At 60.9% G+C, this 22,637-nt stretch carries 22 protein-coding genes and 1 pseudogene; 13 read left to right on the top strand and 10 right to left on the bottom strand.

The annotated features are described in order from the left end of the window. The 3 genes from AC1DUB_RS27095 to AC1DUB_RS27085 all read right to left on the bottom strand — a co-directional run. Window positions 1–188 (bottom strand): helix-turn-helix domain-containing protein (locus AC1DUB_RS27095; protein ID WP_477730680.1); only part of this gene is annotated, 188 nt, incomplete at its 3' end. Window positions 189–259: 71 nt separating this feature from the next. Then, window positions 260–1,876, bottom strand: coding sequence for a peptide chain release factor 3 (locus tag AC1DUB_RS27090; RefSeq protein WP_477720475.1), 1,617 nt, complete (start codon window positions 1,874–1,876; stop codon window positions 260–262). A gap of 36 nt (window positions 1,877–1,912) precedes the next feature. Continuing rightward, a complete protein-coding gene (locus tag AC1DUB_RS27085; protein WP_477732192.1) occupies window positions 1,913–2,149 on the bottom strand; it encodes a DUF1653 domain-containing protein in 237 nt (78 codons plus the stop codon). 64 nt (window positions 2,150–2,213) lie between these two features. Between AC1DUB_RS27085 and AC1DUB_RS27080 the strand changes: the two genes are divergently transcribed. Both AC1DUB_RS27080 and AC1DUB_RS27075 read left to right on the top strand, forming a co-directional pair. Further along, entirely contained in the window at window positions 2,214–3,467 is a 1,254-nt protein-coding gene (locus tag AC1DUB_RS27080; RefSeq protein ID WP_477732191.1) for an RsmB/NOP family class I SAM-dependent RNA methyltransferase, read from the top strand. 201 nt (window positions 3,468–3,668) lie between these two features. Continuing rightward, entirely contained in the window at window positions 3,669–4,868 is a 1,200-nt protein-coding gene (locus AC1DUB_RS27075; protein ID WP_477732190.1) for a DesA family fatty acid desaturase, read from the top strand. 380 nt (window positions 4,869–5,248) lie between these two features. Here the strand turns inward: AC1DUB_RS27075 and rpmG are convergent, their stop codons facing one another. The 3 genes from rpmG to trxB all read right to left on the bottom strand — a co-directional run bounded on the left by rpmG (window position 5,249) and on the right by trxB (window position 6,816). Continuing rightward, window positions 5,249–5,416 (bottom strand): 50S ribosomal protein L33, encoded by a 168-nt coding sequence (gene rpmG, locus AC1DUB_RS27070; RefSeq protein ID WP_007863188.1) that lies wholly within the window; start codon window positions 5,414–5,416, stop codon window positions 5,249–5,251. 11 nt (window positions 5,417–5,427) lie between these two features. Continuing rightward, complete coding sequence (gene rpmB, locus AC1DUB_RS27065) at window positions 5,428–5,661, bottom strand: 50S ribosomal protein L28 (protein WP_477720471.1); 234 nt, start codon at window positions 5,659–5,661, stop codon at window positions 5,428–5,430. A 210-nt stretch (window positions 5,662–5,871) separates the two neighbouring features. Further along, window positions 5,872–6,816 carry a thioredoxin-disulfide reductase gene (gene trxB / locus AC1DUB_RS27060; RefSeq protein WP_477720470.1) on the bottom strand — a complete coding sequence of 315 codons (945 nt, stop codon included), beginning with the start codon at window positions 6,814–6,816 and terminating at the stop codon, window positions 5,872–5,874. A 160-nt stretch (window positions 6,817–6,976) separates the two neighbouring features. Here trxB and AC1DUB_RS27055 point away from each other — a divergent pair, with 160 nt between their 5' ends. The 9 genes from AC1DUB_RS27055 (at window position 6,977) to AC1DUB_RS27015 (ending at window position 16,859) form a co-directional block, all read left to right on the top strand. Further along, the gene (locus AC1DUB_RS27055) at window positions 6,977–7,654 is read left to right on the top strand and encodes a Crp/Fnr family transcriptional regulator (RefSeq protein ID WP_477720469.1); all 678 of its coding nucleotides are present in this window, start codon (window positions 6,977–6,979) and stop codon (window positions 7,652–7,654) included. A gap of 77 nt (window positions 7,655–7,731) precedes the next feature. Further along, the gene (locus AC1DUB_RS27050; RefSeq protein WP_477732189.1) at window positions 7,732–10,077 is read left to right on the top strand and encodes a DNA translocase FtsK; all 2,346 of its coding nucleotides are present in this window, start codon (window positions 7,732–7,734) and stop codon (window positions 10,075–10,077) included. Between the two features lie 208 nt (window positions 10,078–10,285). Beyond that, on the top strand, window positions 10,286–11,002 hold the full coding sequence (gene lolA, locus AC1DUB_RS27045; protein WP_477732193.1) for an outer membrane lipoprotein periplasmic chaperone LolA: 717 nt from the start codon (window positions 10,286–10,288) through the stop codon (window positions 11,000–11,002). A 37-nt stretch (window positions 11,003–11,039) separates the two neighbouring features. Continuing rightward, a complete protein-coding gene (locus AC1DUB_RS27040; RefSeq protein WP_477732188.1) occupies window positions 11,040–12,347 on the top strand; it encodes a replication-associated recombination protein A in 1,308 nt (435 codons plus the stop codon). Between the two features lie 270 nt (window positions 12,348–12,617). Further along, window positions 12,618–13,547 (top strand): branched-chain amino acid ABC transporter permease, encoded by a 930-nt coding sequence (locus tag AC1DUB_RS27035; protein ID WP_477720466.1) that lies wholly within the window; start codon window positions 12,618–12,620, stop codon window positions 13,545–13,547. A gap of 26 nt (window positions 13,548–13,573) precedes the next feature. Continuing rightward, window positions 13,574–14,659, top strand: a complete 1,086-nt coding sequence (locus AC1DUB_RS27030; protein WP_477732187.1) for an ABC transporter permease subunit — start codon at window positions 13,574–13,576, stop codon at window positions 14,657–14,659. An 11-nt stretch (window positions 14,660–14,670) separates the two neighbouring features. After that, entirely contained in the window at window positions 14,671–15,438 is a 768-nt protein-coding gene (locus AC1DUB_RS27025) for an ABC transporter ATP-binding protein (protein ID WP_305640435.1), read from the top strand. A gap of 13 nt (window positions 15,439–15,451) precedes the next feature. Next, the gene (locus AC1DUB_RS27020; protein WP_477732186.1) at window positions 15,452–16,168 is read left to right on the top strand and encodes an ABC transporter ATP-binding protein; all 717 of its coding nucleotides are present in this window, start codon (window positions 15,452–15,454) and stop codon (window positions 16,166–16,168) included. 421 nt (window positions 16,169–16,589) lie between these two features. Next, window positions 16,590–16,859, top strand: a complete 270-nt coding sequence (locus tag AC1DUB_RS27015) for a sensor histidine kinase (protein ID WP_477732185.1) — start codon at window positions 16,590–16,592, stop codon at window positions 16,857–16,859. Window positions 16,860–16,872: 13 nt separating this feature from the next. On the opposite strand, the gene AC1DUB_RS27010 is transcribed toward AC1DUB_RS27015, so the two are convergent. Both AC1DUB_RS27010 and AC1DUB_RS27005 read right to left on the bottom strand, forming a co-directional pair. Next, window positions 16,873–17,865, bottom strand: coding sequence for a Bug family tripartite tricarboxylate transporter substrate binding protein (locus AC1DUB_RS27010; protein ID WP_477732184.1), 993 nt, complete (start codon window positions 17,863–17,865; stop codon window positions 16,873–16,875). Between the two features lie 234 nt (window positions 17,866–18,099). After that, window positions 18,100–19,140, bottom strand: a complete 1,041-nt coding sequence (locus AC1DUB_RS27005) for a CDP-6-deoxy-delta-3,4-glucoseen reductase (RefSeq protein ID WP_477732183.1) — start codon at window positions 19,138–19,140, stop codon at window positions 18,100–18,102. Window positions 19,141–19,201: 61 nt separating this feature from the next. Here AC1DUB_RS27005 and AC1DUB_RS27000 point away from each other — a divergent pair, with 61 nt between their 5' ends. Next, window positions 19,202–20,125: an SDR family oxidoreductase gene (locus tag AC1DUB_RS27000; RefSeq protein WP_477732182.1), complete on the top strand. Its 924-nt coding sequence runs from the start codon at window positions 19,202–19,204 to the stop codon at window positions 20,123–20,125. A 77-nt stretch (window positions 20,126–20,202) separates the two neighbouring features. On the opposite strand, the gene AC1DUB_RS26995 is transcribed toward AC1DUB_RS27000, so the two are convergent. Then, window positions 20,203–20,997 (bottom strand): SDR family oxidoreductase, encoded by a 795-nt coding sequence (locus AC1DUB_RS26995; protein WP_477732181.1) that lies wholly within the window; start codon window positions 20,995–20,997, stop codon window positions 20,203–20,205. A gap of 209 nt (window positions 20,998–21,206) precedes the next feature. Here AC1DUB_RS26995 and AC1DUB_RS26990 point away from each other — a divergent pair, with 209 nt between their 5' ends. Then, window positions 21,207–21,827 carry a flavin reductase family protein gene (locus tag AC1DUB_RS26990; RefSeq protein ID WP_477732180.1) on the top strand — a complete coding sequence of 207 codons (621 nt, stop codon included), beginning with the start codon at window positions 21,207–21,209 and terminating at the stop codon, window positions 21,825–21,827. Between the two features lie 668 nt (window positions 21,828–22,495). Here AC1DUB_RS26990 and AC1DUB_RS26985 read toward each other — a convergent pair. Next, window positions 22,496–22,637 (bottom strand): annotated as a pseudogene (locus tag AC1DUB_RS26985) (IS110 family transposase); the annotation flags it as partial.

Genomic DNA, 22,637 nt, shown 5'->3' with positions numbered 1-22,637 from the left:
CTCTCAAAGCGCTTGCTCCACCGGTCAATGTAGCTGTCGCTGCAGTCCAGCTTGGCGCGAATCTCCGCCCAGGTGAGCCCATCGGCCAGCAGCAGAATCAACCGGGCATGGCGCGCCGAATCGGCTCGGGCGTTCCTCGCTGCAGCTTGCTGTTGAAGTTCCATGCGTTCGCTTTTGGTCAGTTTCATCGCAACCTCCATGGCTACAATGATACTTCCGTTTTAAACGTTACAGTCCACTAGTGAGGCCAGTGAACGATTTACATCTTTGACTGGAACACCAGTCCCGCATGCTCGCGCAGCGCATGGAACCGGATCTTGGGCCACTGCTGCTCGACCGCACGCAAGGTTGCGCTATGGTCCACCAGCAGGGTGGGGGCATCCACGGCATCGAGCGCGACGCGGTGCGCGTTGGCATCCATGAATTTTTTCAACTCGTTGGCGTCGTCGCTGGTGACCCAGCGGGCCAGGTTGAAGTTGCTGCCCATGATGCGGGCCTTGACGCCATACTCGTGCTCCAGGCGGTGTGCCACCACTTCAAACTGCAGCTGGCCGACGGCGCCCAGCAACAGCACGGAGCCGGCAATGGGCCGGAACACCTGGATCGCACCTTCTTCACCCAGCTGCGTGAGGCCGGCACGCAGCTGCTTGCTGCGCAGCGGGTCGGCCACTTCGACGGAACGGAACATCTCGGGCGCGAAGAAGGGCAGGCCGGTGAATTGCAGCGCTTCGCCTTCGGTGAGCGTGTCGCCCAACTGCAGCACGCCGTGGTTGGGAATACCGATGATGTCACCTGCGAAAGCAGTATCGAGCAATTCCCTGCGCTGGCTCATGAAGCTCACCACCGTGTTGGGCCGCAGCTCCTTGCCGCTGCGCACCACCTTCAGGCGCATGCCGCGCGTGAACTCGCCGCTGGCCACGCGCAAAAACGCAATGCGGTCGCGGTGGGCCGGGTCCATGTTGGCCTGGATCTTGAACACCACGCCGGAGAATTTCTTTTCGTCAGGCTGCACCACGCGCTGGATGGCTTCGCGCTCTGCGGGGGCGGGGGCCAGATCCACCAGCGCGTCCAGCACCTCCTGCACGCCAAAGTTGTTGATGGCCGAGCCGAAGAACATGGGCGTCTGTTTGCCGCTGAGGAACTGGGCGCGGTCAAATTCGTGCGAGGCGCCGGCGACCAGCTCAATTTCGTCCTGTGCCTGCTTGTATTCGGCGCCAAAGCGTTTCGCGGCTTCGGCGTTGTCCAGGCCGGCCAGGATTTCATCGTCGCCGCCCGCTTTTTCTTCACCCGGGCTGAAGACGCGCATGCGGTCTTCACGCCGGTCATACACGCCATGAAAGAGCTTGCCCATGCCCACTGGCCAGGTGAAAGGCACGACCGCCATGCCGAGCTCGCGCTCGATCTCGTCCATCACGCTCATCGGGTCCTGCACCTCGCGGTCCATCTTGTTCACGAAAGTGAGGATGGGCGTGTTGCGGGCGCGGCAGACCTGCAGCAGGCGGCGCGTCTGCGGCTCCACGCCATTGGCCGCGTCAATCACCATCAGCGCGGCATCCACAGCCGTCAACACGCGGTAAGTGTCTTCCGAAAAATCCTGGTGGCCGGGGGTGTCCAGCAGGTTGATCACGCAGTCGCGGTATTCCATCTGCATGACCGAGCTGGCCACCGAGATACCGCGCTGCTTTTCAATCTCCATCCAGTCCGAGGTGGCATGGCGCGCGGCCTTGCGGGCCTTGACGCTGCCGGCGATCTGGATCGCACCGGAGAACAGCAACAGCTTTTCGGTCAGCGTGGTCTTGCCGGCGTCAGGATGGGAAATGATGGCAAACGTGCGGCGGCGCTTGACCTGCTTTGCGATTTCGGTGGATTCAGACATAACCCACGATTATCGGCGACGGCGGTGATTGCTGCCTCAGGCGGGTTGCCGCGCGAAGCGCGGCTGCCGAATGCCGTCGATCACCACGTCCTCGTTGAACATGGCCGCCGGGCGTACCCACAGGCCTTTTTCACCATAGAGCGCACGGTACAGGGTCATGGGCTCCAGGCTCTCGCTGTGGCGCACGGTACCCACCACTTCATAGAGCATGCCCTTGTAGTGCCGGTAGAGGCCGGGCGGTGTTTCAATGAGCGGCGGCAAGTGGTCGGACATGGTTCAAAAGGTTCAAAAAGCCCGTTGGGCAGATTTGCAGGGTGCAGTGGGACAATGGAGGGCTATGCATCCTAAAGCCTTACTCGATAGTTGTTCCGAGCTTCTCAAGCAGGTTCTCAAATTTGAACACCCCGCCGACATGGTGGTGTCGCGCTATTTTCGCGAGATGCGCCTCGGCCCACGCGAGCGCGCTACCGTGGCGGAGACGATTTACGGCGTGCTGCGCAAGAAAAACCTTTACACCTATCTGGCCCAGCACGGCAGCGGCCCGCCGGAGCGGCGCCTGGCCATTCTGGGTTTTGCCGCGGACCGGGACTTTCTCCTCAGTGCGCTGACCGACCAGGAGAAAGACTGGCTGGGGCGCTGTGATCAGGTAAAGCCGTCAGACCTGATGGAGCTGCACCGCCACAACCTGCCGCAGTGGCTGGTAGAGCCGCTCAAGGCCCAGCTGGGTGACGACTTCTGGCCGCTGGTCGAAAGCCTCAATGCGCCGGCGGGTCTGGATCTGCGGGTCAATACGCTGAAAGAAAAAAGGGCTGAAGTTCAGAAGGAACTTGGCAAGCATGCTATTAAAACAGTAGCGACGCCGTACTCCCCATGGGGCTTGCGTCTGGTGGACAAGCCGCAGCTGGGCAAGCTGGATGCCTTCACGCGGGGGGCGATTGAAGTGCAGGATGAAGGCTCGCAGCTGCTGGCCCTGTTGCTTGATGCGAAACGCGGCGAAATGGTGGTTGATTTTTGTGCCGGTGCGGGTGGCAAGACGCTGGCCATCGGGGCCTCGATGCGCAACACCGGGCGCCTCTATGCCTTTGACACCTCGGGGCACCGGCTGGATGCACTCAAGCCGCGGCTGGCACGCAGCGGCCTGTCCAACGTCCATCCCGTGGCCATCGCCCATGAACGCGATGACCGCATCAAACGCCTGGCCGGCAAGATAGACCGGGTGCTGGTGGATGCGCCGTGCTCGGGTCTGGGCACCCTGCGGCGCAATCCCGACCTCAAATGGCGGCAGAACCCCAAGGCGATTGAGGAGTTGACGGCCAAGCAAACCGCGATTTTGCAGAGCGCCGCACGTCTTCTCAAGCCTGGCGGACGCCTGGTTTATGCCACCTGCAGCATTTTGCGCGAGGAAAATGAGGCGATTGCTGAGGCCTTTAGCGCCGCCAATAAAGAGTTCAACGTCCTTGAAGCTGGCCCCTTGTTGACCCATCAGGGGGTAGAAGGGGCCGAAAAACTGTGCCGGGGCCCCCATCTCCGGCTCTGGCCCTACCTGCATCAAACGGATGGCTTTTTCGCCGCCGTATGGCAAAAGTTGTGATATTTTTGGCGGAAATTGCGGGGTAATAGACCAAAGTTACAGATTTATCCCGGATTTTGGGAACTTCTGGCGATTTTTGGGTCCTTACAGAGGACTTGGTGTTTTGAGGCTCTCCCATTACAATAACAGGTTGTCTGGTGCAGCCACTGGAGACAAGCCAGAGATGGTGAGCGGCTGGTGCAGATTGTTTAAAGGACTTTTATGATCTTTTTTGATGCCGCCATCGACTGGCTGGCTCATGGACTGGTAGCTGCCAGCTGGTGGCAAATTGTGTTGTACACCCTGGTGACAACGCACATCACGATTGCCAGCGTGACGATTTATCTGCACCGCCATCAGGCGCACCGCGCCATGGATTTGCACGCCCTTCCGGCGCACTTCTTCCGCTTCTGGCTCTGGCTGGGTACGGGCCAGGTCACCAAGGAGTGGGTGTCCGTGCACCGCAAGCACCACGCCAAATGCGAAACGATGGAAGATCCGCACAGCCCCCAGGCGCACGGCATCGAGACCGTGTTCTGGAAGGGTGCCGAGCTCTACCGCGCAGAAACCAAAAACAAGGAAACCCTGACCAAGTTTGGTCATGGCACGCCCAATGACTGGCTGGAGCGCAACGTCTACACGCGCTACAGCTGGCAGGGTGTCGGCCTGATGATGATCCTGAACCTGGCGCTGTTTGGCGCCGCCGGTCTTGCCGTGTGGGCGGTCCAGATGGCCTGGATTCCCGTGACGGCGGCCGGCATCATCAACGGCATTGGCCACTACTGGGGTTACCGCAATTTTGAGGCGCCTGACGCCAGCACCAACATTTCGCCCTGGGGCATCATGATTGGTGGCGAAGAGTTGCACAACAACCACCACACCTATCCCACGTCGGCCAAGTTCTCGGTCAAGCCCTACGAGTTCGACATCGGCTGGGTGTATATCCGCGCCCTGGAAAAGGTCGGCCTGGCTTCCGTGAAGAAAGTGCCGCCCAAGCTTCAGCTGGGCGCGATCCAGCCTGTCGCAGACGAGAAAACACTCGAAGCCCTGATTGCCCATCGCTACGAAGTGATGGCCGGATTTGCGCGCGAATTGCGCCGTGCAGGCAAGGCCGAAATTGAAGTCCTGAAAGCCCGGAAGGCGGACGTGTCGGTACTGCGCGCGGCCAATCGCTGGCTGCACCGTGATGATGACAAGGTGCCTGCAGCGGCCAAGCCGCAGCTTGCCCAGGTCCGCGCCGAGCATCCTGTGCTGGACAAGATGGTCACCATGCGTGAAGAGCTGCGCCAGATGTGGCTGAGCACTTCCGCCTCGCGTGAGCAACTGGCTACTGACCTGCAGGCCTGGTGCCACCGTGCCGAGGAGAGCGGTATTGCCGCGCTTCGCGAGTTTTCAATGAAACTCCGGGCCGCTCGTACCTGATCTGATCCTTAAGACGAAACGGGCTGACCCCGTTCTGTCACTCCAAGCCGCCTCAGCGATGTTTTGCTCAGGCGGCTTTTTCATGGCCGTCTCTTTCCCTTTGGATTCCGTCGCCCCTGGCGCCACGAGAGGGTAATGAGTCCAGTGAAGCCCAATGCCAGCTGTGACTGCCCTTGATCGTCAGTTCTTGGGGCGGGGGTGAGGGTGTGGGGCACTCAAAGTGCGATCACTGACCTCTGGGCCTCCCTGACTGGCGGCATGATGGGCGTGGCCGGGAGAGCGAACAGGGGATTGGAATCGCGGTGGGGCATAAAAAAACCCGCTGTGGTGCAGCGGGTTTTTTGGCAGCGCATGGGGCGCTGCAGGAGGTCAAGCCTGAATTACTTCAGTTTGATTTCCTTGTATTCCACGTGCTTGCGTGCCTTGGGATCAAATTTCATGATCAGCATTTTGTCGGGCGTGGTTTTCTTGTTTTTGGTCGTCGTATAGAAATGACCGGTGCCGGCAGTGGATTCCAGCTTGATTTTTTCGCGTGCGCCTTTAGCCATGGTGTTTCTCCTTAGACTTCACCGCGGGCACGAAGGTCCACGAGGATGGCATCGATGCCTTTTTTATCAATCAAGCGCAGACCAGCGCTGGTGATGCGCAGGCGCACCCAGCGGTTTTCGCTCTCGACCCAGAAGCGACGGTATTGCAGGTTAGGCATAAACCGGCGCTTGGTTTTGTTGTTGGCGTGAGAAACATTGTTTCCCACCATCGGGCCTTTGCCCGTTACCTGACAGACGCGTGCCATGAGCACTCTCCGTAAAAAATTAGAAATCGGATGCTGGCCTCGAAGGGGGATGCCCTGCGGATGCGCAGCTAAGCCTTAAATTATAGCCTGAAAACCGGCTTTCCACAAAACCGACCCTTCACCGTTGCCGTGTGGATGGCAAAAACAGGCAACAAGGTGGTCGAACGTGTGGTCGACCGTATGGCTGAACCGCAGTTCTGCGGCTCTGAATCAGCTGCTTTGTTCCAGGAAGCGCTGGGCATCCAGCGCCGCCATGCAGCCGGTGCCCGCACTGGTGATGGCCTGGCGGTAAACATGGTCCTGCACGTCTCCGGCGGCGAACACACCCGGCACGCTGGTCATGGTGGCAAAACCCTGCAAACCGGTTTTGGTGATGATGTAGCCGTCTTTCATTTCCAGCTGGCCGGCAAAAATCTCAGTGTTGGGCTGATGGCCGATGGCGATGAAACAACCCTTGAGCTCCAGGTCTTGCGTCGCGTCATGCTGCGTGCTTCTGAGCCGCACGCCGGTCACGCCCGAGGCGTCTCCGAGCACCTTGTCCAGGGTATGGTGTAGCCGGAGGTCAATCTTGCCGGCGGCTACTTTCTCATGCAGTTTGTCGATCAGGATGGCCTCGGCCTTGAATTTGTCGCGGCGATGCACCAGCGTGACCTTGCTGGCAATGTTGGACAGGTACAACGCCTCTTCCACGGCCGTATTGCCGCCGCCCACCACGCAGACATCCTGGTTGCGGTAGAAGAAGCCGTCGCAGGTGGCGCAGCCGGAAACGCCGCGGCCCATGAATGCCGTTTCGGATTCAAGCCCAAGGTATTTGGCCGACGCACCGGTGGCAATGATCAGTGTGTCGCAGGTGTAGGTGCCGCTGTCGCCCGTCAGCGTGAAAGGGCGCTTGCTGAAATCGACCTGGTTGATGTGGTCGAATATTATCTCGGTCTTGAAGCGCTCGGCATGCTCAAGAAAGCGCTGCATGAGATCCGGCCCCTGCACGCCCTGCGCATCGGCCGGCCAGTTGTCCACGTCGGTGGTGGTCATCAGCTGCCCCCCCTGCGCAATACCGGTGATCAGTACCGGGTCGAGGTTGGCGCGCGCTGCATACACCGCAGCGGTATAACCCGCAGGGCCTGAGCCGAGGATAAGGACTTTGGAATGTTTCATGGTGAAAAAGCGATTGGGAAAGTGTTAGAACTCAGGTAGAGTCGTGCGGAGCAAATGCAGCAGCAGGTAAAACCTTGGCTGTATTTGTTTTTTTGCACGTTAAGGCCATTGTAAGAACTCGCGCGATTCGCCGTCGCCGCAAGGTTGGGAGAGAGTTGATATGACGACGATGGTGTCAAACCTGGAATTGATTCGCCGGGTACCTCTTTTTTCGATGCTGACAGCCAATCAGGCCGAGTCCGTGGCCGACGGGGTGGTGAAGCGCCGTTTCAAGCGTGGCGAAGCCATTGTGGAGCAGGGAAAAAAATCAAATGCCCTGTCCATCATCCTCACGGGCCGTGCGCGTGTCATCACCACCGACACCCGTGGCCGCGAGGTCATTCTGGCCACCATGCACCCCGGTGACTATGTGGGCGAGATGAGCCTGATTGACAACGAGCCCCATTCCGCCACGGTGCGTGCAGAGATCCAGACCGATGCCTTGATACTCGGTCAGCAGGAGTTTGCGCGTTGCCTTCCCGAGAACAGTTCCATGACCTATGCGGTGCTCCGGGGGCTGGTGCAGCGCCTGCGCCATGCGGACCGAAAAATTGAATCCCTGGCCCTGATGGACGTCTACGGCCGTGTGGCCCGGGCGCTGCTGGAGTTTGCCACCAAGGACGCCGAAGGCAATGCCGTGATTCGCGACAAGGTCTCGCGCCAGGATCTGGCCAAGATGGTCGGCGCCTCGCGCGAGATGGTCAGCCGGGTGATGAAGGACCTGGAAGAGCGCGGATTCATTGAAACCCGCGCTGACAGCTCGCTCCTGGTGAGGGACCGCCTTCATTCGCTGGGTTGACGGCACCTCGCTGTCTTCGTTGCGCGTCCGCTCTCCATCGAAGTGCTTGCCAACTGCGGTAAGCTCTGAGCCGGTCCATGACATACTCACTTGATACCCTGAACTCCAGAACATCCCCTGCCGCCGGCGTGCCCGGCGGCATCAAACGTTTCGCCCATGAAGTCAGCCTGATTCTGGGCTTGCTGGGCCTGATTTTCTGGCTGGCTGCGCTGCTGAGCTATTCACCGCAGGATGCCGCCTGGTCGACCTCGGGCACGGCAGATGCTGCCAGCGGCGCGTCTGCGGCCGCCCGAAACTGGGGTGGGCGTCTGGGTGCGTGGCTGGCCGATGCGAGTTATTTTCTGCTCGGGTTCTCCGTCTGGTGGACGCTGGCCGCGGGTGTCCGCGTCTGGCTGTCTTCACTGGCGCGCTGGTTGCGTGGGGAGCCTCTGGCATCCGCCGCCTCCCAGCAGGCGGACCGCATCCGGTTCTGGTTGGGCCTGCTGCTGCTGTTGATGGTCAGCGCCGCGCTGGAGTGGTCGCGGCTGTACCGTTTTGAATTCCGCTTGCCTGGGCATGCGGGCGGCGTGCTCGGTTACCTGGTTGGCACGCTGGGCGTCAAATGGCTGGGCTTTGCCGGCTCTGGCCTCGTCTTTATCGCACTGGGTGTCATTGCGGTGTCTGTCGTATTTGGCTTCTCATGGGCGCATGTGGCCTTGCGGATTGGCGCGTGGATTGACAACCTGATCGATTCGCGCCGCGAAAAACGCGAGATCGCGCAGGATCTGGCCTTCGGCAAACTGGCGGCGCGCGAACGTGAAGAAACGCTGATCGATGAGCGCATCGAAATCGAGGAGCACCATCCGGTGCCCGTGCTGATCGAGCCGACACGGCCCGATATTCCGAAGAGCGAGCGCGTTGCCAAGGAGCGGCAAAAACCGCTGTTCAGCGAGATGCCCGACTCCAAACTGCCGCAGGTCGACCTGCTCGACGGCGCGCTGACGCGGCAGGAGACCGTGGCCCCCGAAACCCTGGAAATGACCTCGCGCCTGATCGAGAAAAAGCTCAAGGACTTCGGCGTGGAGGTGCGCGTGGTGGCCGCGGCGCCCGGCCCGGTCATTACCCGCTATGAAATCGAGCCGGCAACCGGCGTGAAGGGCTCGCAGGTCGTCAACCTGGCCAAGGACCTGGCGCGCGCCCTGAGCCTCATATCCATCCGCGTGATCGAGACCATTCCGGGCAAAAACTACATGGCGCTCGAGTTGCCCAATGCCAAGCGCCAGTCGATCAAGCTCAGCGAGATTCTGGGCTCCCAGGTCTATAACGAAGCGAAGTCCATGCTCACGATTGGACTGGGCAAGGACATCGGCGGCAATGCCGTGGTGGCCGACCTGGCGAAGATGCCGCATTGCCTGGTCGCCGGTACCACCGGTTCGGGCAAGTCGGTGGGCATCAACGCGATGATCCTGAGCCTGCTCTACAAGGCCGACGCGCGTGATGTACGCCTGTTGCTGATCGACCCGAAGATGCTGGAGATGAGTGTCTACGAGGGCATTCCACACTTGCTGGCCCCGGTGGTGACCGACATGCGCCAGGCAGCGCACGGCCTGAACTGGTGCGTGGCCGAAATGGAAAAGCGCTACAAGCTGATGAGCAAGCTGGGCGTACGCAACCTGGCCGGCTACAACGGCAAGATCGACGAAGCCAAGGGGCGCGGCGAATTCATCTACAACCCTTTCAGCCTCACGCCCGAGCAGCCCGAGCCGCTGGAGCGCCTGCCTTACATCGTCGTGGTGATTGACGAGCTGGCCGACCTGATGATGGTGGTGGGCAAGAAGATCGAGGAATTGATTGCCCGCCTGGCCCAGAAAGCCCGCGCTGCCGGCATCCACCTGGTGCTGGCCACGCAACGCCCCAGTGTGGACGTGATCACCGGCCTGATCAAGGCCAACATTCCCACCCGGCTGTCCTTCCAGGTGAGCAGCAAGATCGACAGCCGCACCATTCTTGACCAGATGGGCGCCGAAGCCCTGCTGGGTATGGGTGACATGCTCTACATGCCCAGCGGTACGGGTTTCCCGATTCGTGTGCACGGCGCGTTTGTCAGCGACGACGAAGTGCACCGTGTGGTGGCCTACCTCAAGCAGCAGGGCGAGCCCAACTACATTGATGGCGTCCTCGAAGGCGGTACGGTTGATGGCGACGGTGGCGACTTGCTGGGCGAGGGCGGAGAAGCTGGCGGCGACAAGGACCCGATGTATGACCAGGCGGTGGAAATCGTGCTGAAAAACCGCAAGGCCTCCATCTCCCTGGTGCAGCGCCACCTGAAAATCGGCTACAACCGCGCGGCGCGCATGCTCGAGGAAATGGAAAATTCCGGACTGGTCAGCGCCATGTCGGGCAGCGGCCAGCGCGAAATTCTGGTGCCGGCCCGGGCTGAATGACGGCAGGCCGGGATTTACCTGGCCGATACATTCTTGAGGCAACCTATGGGTTCAGCCGGAGTCCTACGGCAATACCGCGGCAATGCCCAAAAACCTTGAACTCTCAAATCCTTTCTCCACAAACCCCTTCACCTGCAGCACCTCACCTGCCGCACCTGCTTGACTCGTATCTTCCACCGCACCCGATAATCCCGAATCGCACATCATGATGAACCACACTTTCATTGACACCCGTCCGGGCAGGCTCTGGCCGGGCGCGGTTCGGGTTGCTTCGGCAGTCCTGATCACCCTGTTCGCCGTGGTTTCCACGGCTGCAGGCGCTCAAACCACAAGCTCCGCCGGCCTTGATAGCCTGGAAAATTTCATCAAGGCCACGAAGAGCGGGCGCGCCAGCTTCACCCAGGTGGTGACCAGTCCGGCCAAGGACGGGCAAACAGCCAAGACCAAGACCTCCAGTGGCAGCTTTGAGTTCCTGCGGCCCAACCGCTTCAAGTTCATCTACAAAAAGCCATTTGAGCAAAGCATCGTCGCCGACGGCCAGACGCTGTGGCTGCACGACGTGGACCTGAACCAGGTCACGTCCCGCAAGCTGGCGCAGGTGCTGAACGGCACGCCGGCCGCCGTGGTGGCTGCCGCGGCCGACCTCAAAGGCCTGGAGGCGGATTTCAGTTTGACGCCGCTGCCCGAAAAAGGCGGGCTGCAGTGGGTGCAGGCCGTGCCGAAGACCCGCGAAGGCCAGCTTCAAAGCATCCAGGTGGGATTCAGGTCCACGGACAAGGGGAGCGAGCTCGCGGCACTGGAAATCCTGGACAGCTTCGGTCAGAAGTCGGTCATGACTTTCAGCCAATTCGAGATCAATCCCGTGCTGAGTCCGGCCAGCTTTCAGTTCAAGCCGCCAGCAGGCGCCGACGTGATCCGTCAGTAGCCGTGATGGCCAGGCGCATCACGCACTAACTAACAAGATGGCTCCCAAGGCAGACACACAGGTGCAGGCGCCGTTGGCGGAACGACTCCGTCCGAAGAGCCTGGGGGAAGTCATTGGACAGCAGCATCTGCTGGGCGAAGGCATGCCGCTGCGCATTGCCTTTGAATCCGGCCAGCCGCACAGCTGTATCCTGTGGGGGCCGCCGGGTGTTGGTAAAACCACGCTCGCCCGGCTGATGGCCAGCAGTTTCGATGCGCATTTCATCACCATCTCCGCCGTGCTCGGCGGTGTCAAGGATATTCGCGAAGCGGTGGAACAGGCGAGCATCTGGCAGGGTCAGGGTGGCCGCCGCACCATTGTTTTTGTCGACGAGGTGCACCGTTTCAACAAGAGCCAGCAGGACGCCTTTTTGCCGCATGTGGAAAGCGGCCTTTTCACCTTTATTGGCGCCACCACGGAAAACCCCTCGTTCGAGGTGAATTCGGCCCTGCTGTCGCGCGCGGTGGTTTACGTGCTGCAGCCCCTCGTCGAGGCCGACCTCAAGAAAATCGTCGCCAAGGTCCTTGAAGAACGGGCACTTCCAGCGATTGAAAGCATAGCGGATGATGCGGTGGAGCGGCTGGTGGCTTATGCCGACGGCGACGCGCGGCGGCTGCTCAATACGCTGGAGTCCCTTGGCGTGGCGGCGCGCAGCGAGAAAATCACCGCTGTGACAGGTGCCTGGCTGCTGAAAGTGTTGGGCGAACGCCTGCGCCGTTATGACAAGGGCGGCGAGCAGTTTTACGACACCATCTCGGCGCTGCACAAATCCGTGCGGGGTTCCGACCCTGACGCTGCACTCTACTGGTTCATGCGCATGCTCGATGGTGGTGCCGAACCGCGTTACATGGCACGCCGGCTGGTCCGCATGGCCAGCGAAGACATCGGTCTGGCCGACCCGCGCGCCCTCAGGCTGGCGCTGGATGCCGCCGAGGTCTATGAACGCCTGGGGTCACCCGAGGGCGAACTCGCTTTGGCGCAGTGCGTGATTTACCTGGCAGTGGCGCCCAAGTCCAATGCCGTTTACAAGGCATTCAACGAAGCCAAGGCCTTTATCCGCAAGGATGGAACCCGTCCCGTGCCGCTGCATTTGCGCAACGCGCCGACCAGGCTCATGAAAGAGCTCGATTACGGGAAAGACTACCGCTACGCCCATGATGAAGAAGACGGTTTTGCTGCTGGTGAGAATTATTTCCCCGATGGGCTGCGCGCGCCCGACTGGTACCGGCCCGTCAACCGCGGGCTGGAAATCAGGATTGCTGATAAGTTGAATGAGTTGAAACTGAAGAACAATCAGAAAAACTAATAAAAAACAAAACCGGCTGATAAAGCCGGGTTTGGCGATGCAAACCAACTTTCTCAAGGGTAAACCCCGCAAAAACTGGCCTGTTGGCCCGATTCTCGCTAATAACCCGTCGCTACAATTTGCGGATTAGCTCGCCACCCAACCCAGTTACCTGGTTTTGATAGGCGGGCTTTTTGTTAGCTCGCGCGATCCCGTGGTGATCCCATTGGTTCGTGGCCATTGTTGGCAAGAGGCAGAGTTGGCAAGTTCAATCAAACGGGAGAGTGAGTTATGGAAGTATTGCTTCAGCAGATCATCAATGGTCTGGTGCTGGGTAGCATGTATGCCCTGATTGCCCTGGGCTACACCATGGTCTACGGCATCATCAACCTGATCAACTTTGCGCATGGTGAGGTATTGATGGTGGGTGCGCTCACCAGCTGGACCATCATCCGCTGGATGCAGGAGGCCATGCCGGGCACACCGGGCTGGCTGATCTTGTTGATTTCGCTGCTGATCGCCTTTGTGGTGTGCGGTGCGCTGAATTTCGCAATTGAAAAAATCGCCTACCGGCCGCTGCGCAATTCGCCCAAGCTGGCCCCGCTGATCACCGCCATCGGCATGTCGCTGCTGCTGCAGACGCTGGCCATGATGATCTGGAAGCCCAACTACAAACCCTACCCAACCCTCTTGCCGACCGAGCCCTTCCAGGTGGGCGGCGCCGTGATCACCGTGACCCAGCTGTTCATTCTGGGTGCCACGGCGGTTTCCCTCTCGGTGCTGATGTGGCTGGTGCATTACACCCGCCTGGGCCGAGCCATGCGCGCTACCGCCGAGAACCCGCGTGTGGCGGCGCTGATGGGCGTGCGGCCCGATACCGTGATTTCCGCCACCTTCATCATCGGTGCCATCCTGGCGGCGCTGGCGGGCGTGATGTACGCCTCCAACTACGGCACGGTGCAGCACACCATGGGCTTTTTGCCCGGTCTCAAGGCCTTTACGGCCGCCGTGTTTGGCGGCATTGGCAACCTGGGCGGCGCCGTGCTGGGCGGTATTTTGCTGGGGCTGATTGAATCCATCGGTGCCGGCTATATCGGCCCGCTGACGGGTGGCGTGCTGGGCAGCCAGTACTCCGACATTTTTGCTTTTATCGTGCTGATTTTTGTGCTCACGCTGCGGCCTTCCGGCTTGCTGGGTGAACGTGTGGCCGACAGAGCCTGATCCCGCGCTGGCTAAGGATAATTCTGATGAAACCCAACAAACTGGTCACTTTTTTTATTGTTGCCATCGCGCTGCTGGTGTTGCCCCTGCTGTTGCAGCAGGGCGGTAACGCTTGGGTGCGCATTGTCGATACGGCGCTGCTCTATGTGCTGCTGGCCCTGGGCCTGAACATTGTGGTCGGCTTTGCCGGCCTGCTGGATCTCGGCTATGTGGCCTTCTTTGCGCTCGGTGCCTACCTGTTTGCGCTGCTCGGTTCGCCGCATCTGGCAGAGGCGTTTCCTGCGATTGCCGCAGCCTTCCCCGAAGGCTTGCACCTGCCCATCTGGGCCGCTATCCCGGCGGCTGCCGCCTTGGCAGGTTTTTTCGGGGTGTTGCTGGGCGCGCCCACACTCAAGCTGCGTGGTGACTACCTGGCCATCGTGACCTTGGGTTTTGGTGAAATCATCCGGGTGTTCCTGAACAACCTGGACCGCCCCATTAACCTGACCAACGGTCCCAAAGGCATCAACCAGATCGACTCGATGAAGTTTTTTGGCTTCGACCTGGGCAAGACGCATGAATTTTTCGGCATCGCGGTCAACTCGGTGTCGATGTACTACTACCTCTTTCTCGCGCTGGTGCTCGTCTCGGTCGTCATTTGCCACCGGCTGGAAAATTCGCGCATTGGCCGCGCCTGGATGGCGATTCGCGAGGACGAAATTGCCGCCAAGGCCATGGGCATCAACACCCGCAACATGAAACTGCTGGCCTTCGGCATGGGCGCCACCTTTGGCGGTGTGTCGGGCTCGATGTTTGCCGCCTTCCAGGGCTTTGTCTCCCCCGAATCGTTCAGTCTGATGGAGTCGGTCATGATCGTCGCCATGGTGGTGCTGGGCGGCATCGGCCATTTGCCCGGCGTGATTCTGGGCGCCTTGCTGCTGGCCGCCTTGCCCGAGGTGCTGCGCCATGTGGCAGGTCCGCTGCAGGCCATGACCGATGGCCGGCTGGACTCTGCCATCCTGCGCCAGTTGCTGATTGCGCTGGCCATGATCGTCGTCATGCTGATGCGTCCGCGCGGTCTCTGGCCCTCGCCAGAGCACGCCAAGCCGCTGGTCGAATCCGTTAAAAGCTAAGGAGAATGGACATGAGCGATACCATTCTTAAAGTGGCCGGTGTTTCCAAGCGCTTTGGCGGCCTGCAGGCCCTGAGCGACGTCGGCATCCATATCAAGCGCGGCCAGGTGTACGGCCTGATCGGTCCCAACGGTGCCGGCAAGACCACCTTCTTCAATGTGCTGACCGGCCTGTACACACCCGACAGCGGCTCGTTCGAGCTGGCCGGAAAGCCCTACACACCCACAGCGGTGCACGAGGTGGCCAAGGCCGGCATTGCCCGAACCTTCCAGAACATCCGCCTGTTTGCTGACATGACGGCGCTGGAGAATGTGATGGTGGGGCGCCATATCCGGACCAAATCCGGCTTGCTGGGCGCGGTGTTTCGCACCCCGGGCTTCAAGCATGAAGAGGCTGCCATCGCCAAACGTTCCCAGGAACTGCTGGACTATGTGGGCATTGGCAAATACGCCAACTTCAAGGCGCGAACCCTGAGCTATGGCGACCAGCGGCGCCTGGAGATCGCGCGGGCGCTGGCCACCGACCCGCAGCTGATCGCGCTCGACGAGCCGGCCGCCGGCATGAACGCGACAGAGAAGGTACAGCTGCGCGAGCTGATCGACCGGATCCGCAAGGACAACCGCACCATCCTGCTGATCGAGCATGACGTGAAGCTGGTCATGGGCCTGTGCGACCGGGTGACCGTGCTCGATTACGGCAAGCAGATTGCCGAAGGCGCGCCCGCAGATGTGCAAAAAGATGAAAAAGTGATCACCGCCTATCTGGGCACAGGTCATTGAAGGAAGCAAGAACATGGCAAACACACTTCTTAAAGTGACCGGGCTCAAGGTGGCTTACGGCGGCATTCAGGCGGTCAAGGGCGTTGACTTTGAAGTCAATGAGGGCGAACTGGTCACCCTGATCGGCTCCAACGGCGCCGGCAAAACCACCACCATGAAAGCCATCACCGGCACCTTGCCGATGCTCGATGGTGACATTCAGTACCTGGGTAAAAGCATCAAGGGCAGGGGCGCCTGGGACCTGGTGAAAGAAGGCCTGGCCATGGTGCCCGAGGGCCGCGGCGTGTTCGCCCGCATGACCATCACCGAAAACCTGCAGATGGGCGCCTACATCCGCAGCGACAACGCCGGTATCGCCGAAGACATCGAAAAGATGTTTGCGCTGTTCCCGCGTCTGCGCGAGCGTAAAGACCAATTGGCCGGCACCCTGTCCGGCGGCGAGCAGCAGATGCTGGCCATGGGCCGGGCGCTGATGAGCCGTCCCAAGGTGCTGCTGCTCGACGAGCCGTCCATGGGTCTGTCGCCCATCATGGTGGACAAGATTTTCGAAGTGGTGCGCGACGTGTCGGCGCGCGGCGTGACCATCCTGCTCGTGGAGCAGAATGCCAGCCGTGCACTCGGCATTGCCAACCGCGGTTATGTCATGGAGTCGGGCAACGTCACCATGAACGGCGATGCCAAGCAGCTGCTCAGCGATCCGCGGGTACGGGCCGCCTACCTGGGCGAATAATCTTCGCGGTATTTGCCGATAAGTCAATAAATACGGATACAGCTTGCTATTTAATTGATAGCTGGTTGGCTCTGCTGAGGGTTGCTGGCCGGGGGTAGCCCGGCGGCTACTCACTTTTCTTTTGCTTCGCCAAAAGAAAAGTGAGCAAAAGAAAAGGCGACCCGCAGTCTGGGTCCCTTCGCTGCGCTACGGGCAACCTGCGCTGCTCGACTCCGGCGGGGGTCCGCAGAACTCGCTACGTTGCACTTCGCTCAATCAACTGCGGCCCTGATCCCGCCTCCATCTGCGTTGCTCGGCCCAGCCACACGGGTGGGGAGCAGATAGCAATACCGAATACACAAAGAAAATACCAAGACAAACAAGGACACGTCATGGCGTGTCCTTGTGGTTTTCGGACTTCGGATGCCCGGCCTGCGGGTCAATGCAGACCGCGCAGCCCTGCATCGAAGTCGGGTCAGAGCAGCACGAGGGCGTTACATGCTATTTCGTGCGCGATAACGGCGCCGGCTTCGACATGGCAGATGCCGGCAAGCTGTTCACACCGTTCCAGCGCATGCACCGCATTGACGAATTCGAGGGTTCGGGTATCGGACTGAGCATTGTGCAGCGCATCGTGGCCCGGCACCAGGGCCGGGCATGGGGAGAGTCAAAGCCGGGAGAAGGCGCCACCCTGCGCTTCACGCTGCCCTGATCCGTCCAATTTCTCAGTCCACTTTCGCGCCGGAAGCCTTCACCACCTTCTCGTACTTCGCGAGTTCCGCCTTCATGAATGCGCCAAACTGCTCCGGCGTACTGGCCACGGGCTCGGCCATCAACGCGGCAAATCGGGTTTTCGCTTCCGGGGAATTCAGTGCGGCCACAAACGCCTGGTTCAGTTTGGTGACCACGTCCTTGGGCGTGGCGGCGGGCGCCACCAGGCCCCACCAGGTGTCAATGGAAAAGCCCTTGAGGGTTTCAGCCACTGCCGGCACTTCCGGCAGTACGGGGCTTCGCCTGGCGGTCGTCACTGCCAGCGCCTTGAGCTTGCCGGCCTTGATGTTGCCCGATGCGGTGGCGAGGTTGTCAAAGTTGAAATCGACCTGGCCCGACAGCAGCGCCAGCTGCGCCGGGTTGCCGCCGTTATAGGGAATGTGCACCGCAAAAATGCCGGCCTGTGCCTTGAACATTTCACCCGCGAGGTGGCCGGCGCTGCCGTTGCCGCCGCTGGCGTAGTTGAGTTTGGCCGGGTTGGCTTTGGCGTATTGAATCAGGTCGGCCAGGCTGTTGATGTTCAGTCGTTTCGCCGTGTCGGCGTTCATGACCAGCACGTTCGGCACACGCAGCATCTGCGTGATCGGCGCGAAGTCGGTCGCGGCGTTGTAGGGCATTCTGCTGTAAAGCCAGGGGTTGATGGCGTGCGTCGCTACCGCCGCAATGCCCACCGTCAAGCCATCGGGTGCGGCCTTGGCAATCGCGTCTGCGCCGATGTTGCCGCCGCCGCCGGGGCGGTTCTCGATGATGACCGGTCCCAGGGAGTCCTTGACGCGTTCGGCCATCAGGCGGGCTGTGACATCAATCGGGCCGCCAGGTGCGTAGGGCACGATGATGCGCATGACTTTGGGCTGAGCCAGCGCCAGCGATGAAGACAGGGCCAGTGCTGCGATGGACAGGCTCGCAAGGCTTTTCGTAAACGAGAACAGGGCAGGTCGGATATTCATGCCCCGTATTGTTGCAAAGAATGTCTGCCAGCGTGCTCTAGGCATACCCGTACAACATACCCGTACCGTCTTGGCTACATGCGCCCATGGGTCACCTGGCGACGCATGCCCCGGTACCTCAGCTCTGCAGAGGCCGGACTTCCGCCATTGTGGTGGCCGTTGAGGCTATTCAGGCTATTGAGTGGTGGGAGCCCATCCCGATGCCATCCCGGTTCCCATGCATGAATCTTCACCTCACACCACGGCCTCGGCTTTTTCCTTCTCCGTGACGAACGAGTCCGCATAAAACTCATCGGCAGGCAAGCCGGCTGTGGCGTAATCGGTCTGTGCGGAGTCCACCACAATCGGTGCGCCGCAGGCGTAGACCTGGTGACCCGAGAGGTCGGGGAAGTCTTCCAGAACGGCTTTGTGAACGAAGCCGGTACGGCCCGTCCAGGCATCTTCGGCCAATGCGTCGGACACCACCGGCACATAGCGGAGATTCGGCATTTCGGCCACCTTGCCAAGCACCCAGTCATTCATGTACAGGTCGACAGGGCGGCGACCGCCCCAGTACAGCACGGCGGGGCGCGTGATGCCCTTGAATTGCATGTGTTCAATGATGGCCTTGATGGGCGCAAAGCCGGTGCCCGAGGCCAGCAGCACCATGGGCTTGTCGCTGTCTTCGCGTAGGTAGAAACTGCCGAAGGGGCCTTCGATGCGCAATATTTCCTTTTCCTTCATGGGGCCAAAGACATGCTCGGTGAATTTGCCGCCGGGCATGTACCGGACGTGCAGTTCCAGGCCCGGGTTGTCGGCCTGGGTATGCGGTGCGTTACCCACCGAGTAGGCGCGGCGAGCGCCATCACGCAGCAAAAACTCCACATATTGGCCGGCGTGGTACTTGAATACGTCGCTCGCCGGCAGTTGCAGCCGAATCACCATCACGTCATGGGACGCCTTGGTCATGCTGTTGACGCGGGTGGGCATTTTTTTGACAGGGAAGGCGCTCTCGTCGGTCACCTGGCGCGACTCGATGACCACGTCGCTGTGCGCCACGGCGCAGCAAGTCAGGATAAAGCCATTGGCTGCTTCCTCGAGCGACAGGGCCTTCAGCTGATGCGCGCCGTGGGTCACGGTGCCTTCCAGTTTTTTGCACTTGCAGGAGCCGCACGCGCCGTCCTTGCAACCATAAGGCAGGCCAATTCCCTGCCGAATGGCCGCGGCCAGCAGGGCCTCATCGGCATTGGCGGTAAAGGTCCGGCCGCTGGGCTGAACGCTCACGTTGAAACTCATATTCGGTATCCTTGCGGTATCTGTTACTTGACTTGGCTGATTTTCCAGCGAACCCCCAATTTTGCCCTCAAACCTGAATCCCCTCGGCGCCCTGCCTTTTCGTTTCCGCCGCGAACGCATCCTGATCGTCGGTTGCGGCGATATCGGCCTGCGGGTCGCCCGCCAGCTCCCCGTACGCGTTGGCCTGATGGCCCTGACCTCATCGGCCGAACGCGTGCCCGCATTGCGTGCGCAGCGCATCACCCCGCTGCAGGGCAACCTGGACAACAGTGCCACCTTGCGCCGTCTGGCCGGCCTGGCGACTCGTGTGGTGCACCTGGCGCCACCGCCCGGCGACAACCCCGATTGGCGCAGCGATCCACGTACCCTGGCCCTGCTCAGGACGCTGCGTTTACGCGGCCGGCCACAGTCGCTGGTCTATGGCTCAACCAGCGGGGTCTACGGTGATTGCCAGGGCGACTGGGTCAGCGAAACGCGGGGCGTCAATCCGAACACCCCCCGGGCCCTGCGCCGCGTGCATGCGGAAGCCCACGTGCGCCTGTTCGGGCGCGCGACCGCAACGCACAGCCACATTTTGCGGATTCCCGGCATTTACGCCCCCGACCGTGAAGGCGGCACCCCGCGCGGGCGCTTGCTCAAGGGAACGCCCGTGCTGCGCGCGCAGGACGACGTCTACACCAACCATATTCACGCGGACGACCTGGCCCGTGCCTGCGTCGCGGCCCTGTGGCGCGGCAAGCCGCAACGGGTGACCAACGCCAGCGACGACACGCAGATGAAGATGGGCGACTACTTTGACCTGGCGGCCGACCTGTACCAGCTGCCGCGACCTGCGCGCCTGCCGCGAAGCACCGCCAAGGAACAGTTACCGCTGATGCTGCTGAGTTTTATGGGCGAGTCGCGGCGGCTGGACAACCGGCGGATGAAGGAGGAATTGAAGCTGGTGCTGCGTTACCCGACAGTGGAGGAGGGTTTGCGGGCCTGAGGCGAGTCGCAGGCGCAGCGTGCTGCGGGGCGACCCTTCCGCTGCGAGGAAAAAAGGAACGCCTTCTTTTAAAAGGCTCAATAAGCTCTCGTGAATCCGCCGTCGTGAAGGATATTGAGCCCCGTCATGTGATCGGAGAACGGCGACAGCAGGCCCTCAACCGCAGCGGCCACCTCTTCGGGCGTGCCGTACTTGTGCAGGGGCACATTCGATGTCTCTTCGGCCAGGCGCTGTTCAAACGTCATCCCCGCGTTGGCTGCGCGCTTTTCAAGAGAAGCCCTGTACCCGGGCGTGAGCGTGCCGCCCAGGGACAGCGTATTCACATGGATTCCCTGGTCGCCCAGTGCGAACGCCAGCGTCTTGGCTTCAGCCAGCCAGGCGCAGCGAATCACGTTGCTGGAAGCATAGTGGCCCAATACCTGCACCGATGAGATGCCGGAGATGATGACGATCTTGGCGCGCCTGCCCGTCGCCAGGTCCGGCTTCATCGCGGCGATGGCCACCTTGAGCAGCGACAGCGGGCCCACAAAACTGTTTTGAAGGACCTCGCGCCACTTGTCACTGCTGGGGAGTGGATCGTTGGTGGGCGGGTCCTGTGGCGGCATCAGCACCGCCCCGTCCAGCGTCATCTTCCTTGCAGCCAGCTCCCCGGCAAATTCCTCGACCGACGCATCACGCGTCATGTCCACGGAAATCCATGAGTGGCTGCCGGGAGAGGCGTTGGACAGGTCAGTGCACAGTGACTGAAGTTTGTCGGCATCGCGTGCCGCAAGAAGGAGGGAGTTGCCGGCCCTCGCCAGCCTGCGGCAGACGGCGAGCCCGATGCCGCCGGTCGCGCCTGTCACCAGAATCGTTGCGGGTATGCCGGACATCATTGACTCCTTGGGAAGGCTCCATACTAGTCCGAATGTCCGGCGGACACCACCTGAGCTCGCCAGGCACCATCAGGTTATGGCCTGCCTGGCAACGGCCCGGCAGCCGGGTGCAACCGGGTGACTGCGACCCCTGCACGGGAGACATGCCGATAGGGCGTTTGAGGTTATCGTCGGCTCCAGACTCACAGCGAAATTGCGAATTGCCCATGTCCAACGCCATTCATTTCTACGAACCCCGTCACGGCCACGGCCTGCCCCATGACCCTTTCAACGCCATCGTCGGGCCGCGCCCGATCGGCTGGATTTCGTCACGCAATGCGGAGGGTGCACTCAACCTGGCGCCCTACAGCTTTTTCAACGCCTTTAACTACACCCCGCCCATCGTGGGGTTTGCCAGCATCGGCTACAAGGACACGGTGCGCAACGTCGAGCAGACAGGCGAATTCGCCTGGAACCTGGCCACGCGGCCGCTGGCTGAAGCCATGAATCAGACTTGCGCCCCGGTGCCGCCCGAGGTCAGTGAATTCGGGCTGGCAGGGTTGACGCCGCTGGCTTCGCGCGTGATTGAGGTGCCGCGGGTCGCCGAAAGCCCCGTCTCGTTCGAGTGCCGTGTGACGCAGATCGTGCAGCTTCAGGCTGCCAGCGGCGACAAGGTGCCGACCTGGCTGGTTCTGGGCGAAGTCGTGGCCGTGCATATCGCCCAAGCCCTGATCAAGGACGGTGTTTACGACACCGCGGCCGCCGGCCACATCCTGCGTGGCGGCGGGCCGGGGGATTATTTTTCCATCGGACCTGAGCAGTTGTTCCACATGCGCCGCCCCAGGTAGGGCCGTATGGTGAAAGCGCTCACGGGTCAATTTCGTGCCCGTGTATTGAGCGGCGGTCGCCCGCGCTGATGGCTGTGCCCTTGCGTGGCAAAACATGCCGGTCGGGGCGACGCAGGACGGGAGTTGGGTGTTGATTTGCCGTTATGCGCAAACGGTGAAGAAAACCGGCGTAAGCAGCTATCGAATGTATAGCGCGAAACCGCTGGTGCCCGGGGCCGGAATCGAACCGGCACGCCTTTCGGCGGGGGATTTTGAGCGCTGGTTTTTCCGATACGCTGACATCAGCCAGGGCACGACGCAGTGCTCTCCGCTCGGTTCCCTCGAAGGGGCAGTAGCGCTGATCATACCTTGGCCTAGTACCGCATTCGACCTGATTAACTTTCGCCAGGCTCCTCATATGGTCGCTCGTGTCAAGTGATTGAATCTTTCTCTTTTTGGTTGGTCAAAGCATCGGAGATCAATCGGGTGATGCGACACGAACGTTGTGGCGACGATGAATCAGACTCATATCCGCGGATTGGTTACCAGCACTTCATCGATTCGTCGTGGGCCTGCCTCGCTCTAGTGTCGTGGATCTTCCTTGCGGAGCCTGTATAGGAGCCACGAGGGTTGCCCAGTCGTTGCCCGTATCGCATCACCGCATCGATCTCCAAGTCGGTCCTCCCCTTTTATTGAGTAACGGTTTTACTGGCCTCGTTGCCGATCGACCATACGAAGCCTGCGAGTTCGCGTGCAATCGCCACGCACACCTTGTTTCTCTGCACTCCGCGTTTGTCCAGCGCGGCAAACCGCTGCGTCAGGCGCAACTGC

Source organism: Polaromonas sp. P4_F9 (assembly GCF_056401235.1).
Note: the sequence above shows the minus strand (reverse complement) of the source record. Positions and strands in the feature narration are given on the sequence as shown.

Coding starts and splice junctions, on each gene's coding strand:
- AC1DUB_RS27085 (WP_477732192.1), bottom strand. CDS start 2,149: ATGTCCGACCACTTGCCGCCGCTCATTGAAACACCGCCCGGCCTCTAC.
- AC1DUB_RS27010 (WP_477732184.1), bottom strand. CDS start 17,865: ATGAATATCCGACCTGCCCTGTTCTCGTTTACGAAAAGCCTTGCGAGC.
- AC1DUB_RS27050 (WP_477732189.1), top strand. CDS start 7,732: ATGACATACTCACTTGATACCCTGAACTCCAGAACATCCCCTGCCGCC.
- AC1DUB_RS27035 (WP_477720466.1), top strand. CDS start 12,618: ATGGAAGTATTGCTTCAGCAGATCATCAATGGTCTGGTGCTGGGTAGC.
- AC1DUB_RS27025 (WP_305640435.1), top strand. CDS start 14,671: ATGAGCGATACCATTCTTAAAGTGGCCGGTGTTTCCAAGCGCTTTGGC.
- AC1DUB_RS27020 (WP_477732186.1), top strand. CDS start 15,452: ATGGCAAACACACTTCTTAAAGTGACCGGGCTCAAGGTGGCTTACGGC.
- rpmG (WP_007863188.1), bottom strand. CDS start 5,416: ATGGCTAAAGGCGCACGCGAAAAAATCAAGCTGGAATCCACTGCCGGC.
- AC1DUB_RS26995 (WP_477732181.1), bottom strand. CDS start 20,997: ATGTCCGGCATACCCGCAACGATTCTGGTGACAGGCGCGACCGGCGGC.
- AC1DUB_RS27055 (WP_477720469.1), top strand. CDS start 6,977: ATGACGACGATGGTGTCAAACCTGGAATTGATTCGCCGGGTACCTCTT.
- rpmB (WP_477720471.1), bottom strand. CDS start 5,661: ATGGCACGCGTCTGTCAGGTAACGGGCAAAGGCCCGATGGTGGGAAAC.
- lolA (WP_477732193.1), top strand. CDS start 10,286: ATGAACCACACTTTCATTGACACCCGTCCGGGCAGGCTCTGGCCGGGC.
- AC1DUB_RS27040 (WP_477732188.1), top strand. CDS start 11,040: ATGGCTCCCAAGGCAGACACACAGGTGCAGGCGCCGTTGGCGGAACGA.
- AC1DUB_RS26990 (WP_477732180.1), top strand. CDS start 21,207: ATGTCCAACGCCATTCATTTCTACGAACCCCGTCACGGCCACGGCCTG.
- AC1DUB_RS27015 (WP_477732185.1), top strand. CDS start 16,590: ATGCAGACCGCGCAGCCCTGCATCGAAGTCGGGTCAGAGCAGCACGAG.
- AC1DUB_RS27075 (WP_477732190.1), top strand. CDS start 3,669: ATGATCTTTTTTGATGCCGCCATCGACTGGCTGGCTCATGGACTGGTA.
- AC1DUB_RS27030 (WP_477732187.1), top strand. CDS start 13,574: ATGAAACCCAACAAACTGGTCACTTTTTTTATTGTTGCCATCGCGCTG.
- AC1DUB_RS27005 (WP_477732183.1), bottom strand. CDS start 19,140: ATGAGTTTCAACGTGAGCGTTCAGCCCAGCGGCCGGACCTTTACCGCC.
- AC1DUB_RS27080 (WP_477732191.1), top strand. CDS start 2,214: ATGCATCCTAAAGCCTTACTCGATAGTTGTTCCGAGCTTCTCAAGCAG.
- trxB (WP_477720470.1), bottom strand. CDS start 6,816: ATGAAACATTCCAAAGTCCTTATCCTCGGCTCAGGCCCTGCGGGTTAT.
- AC1DUB_RS27090 (WP_477720475.1), bottom strand. CDS start 1,876: ATGTCTGAATCCACCGAAATCGCAAAGCAGGTCAAGCGCCGCCGCACG.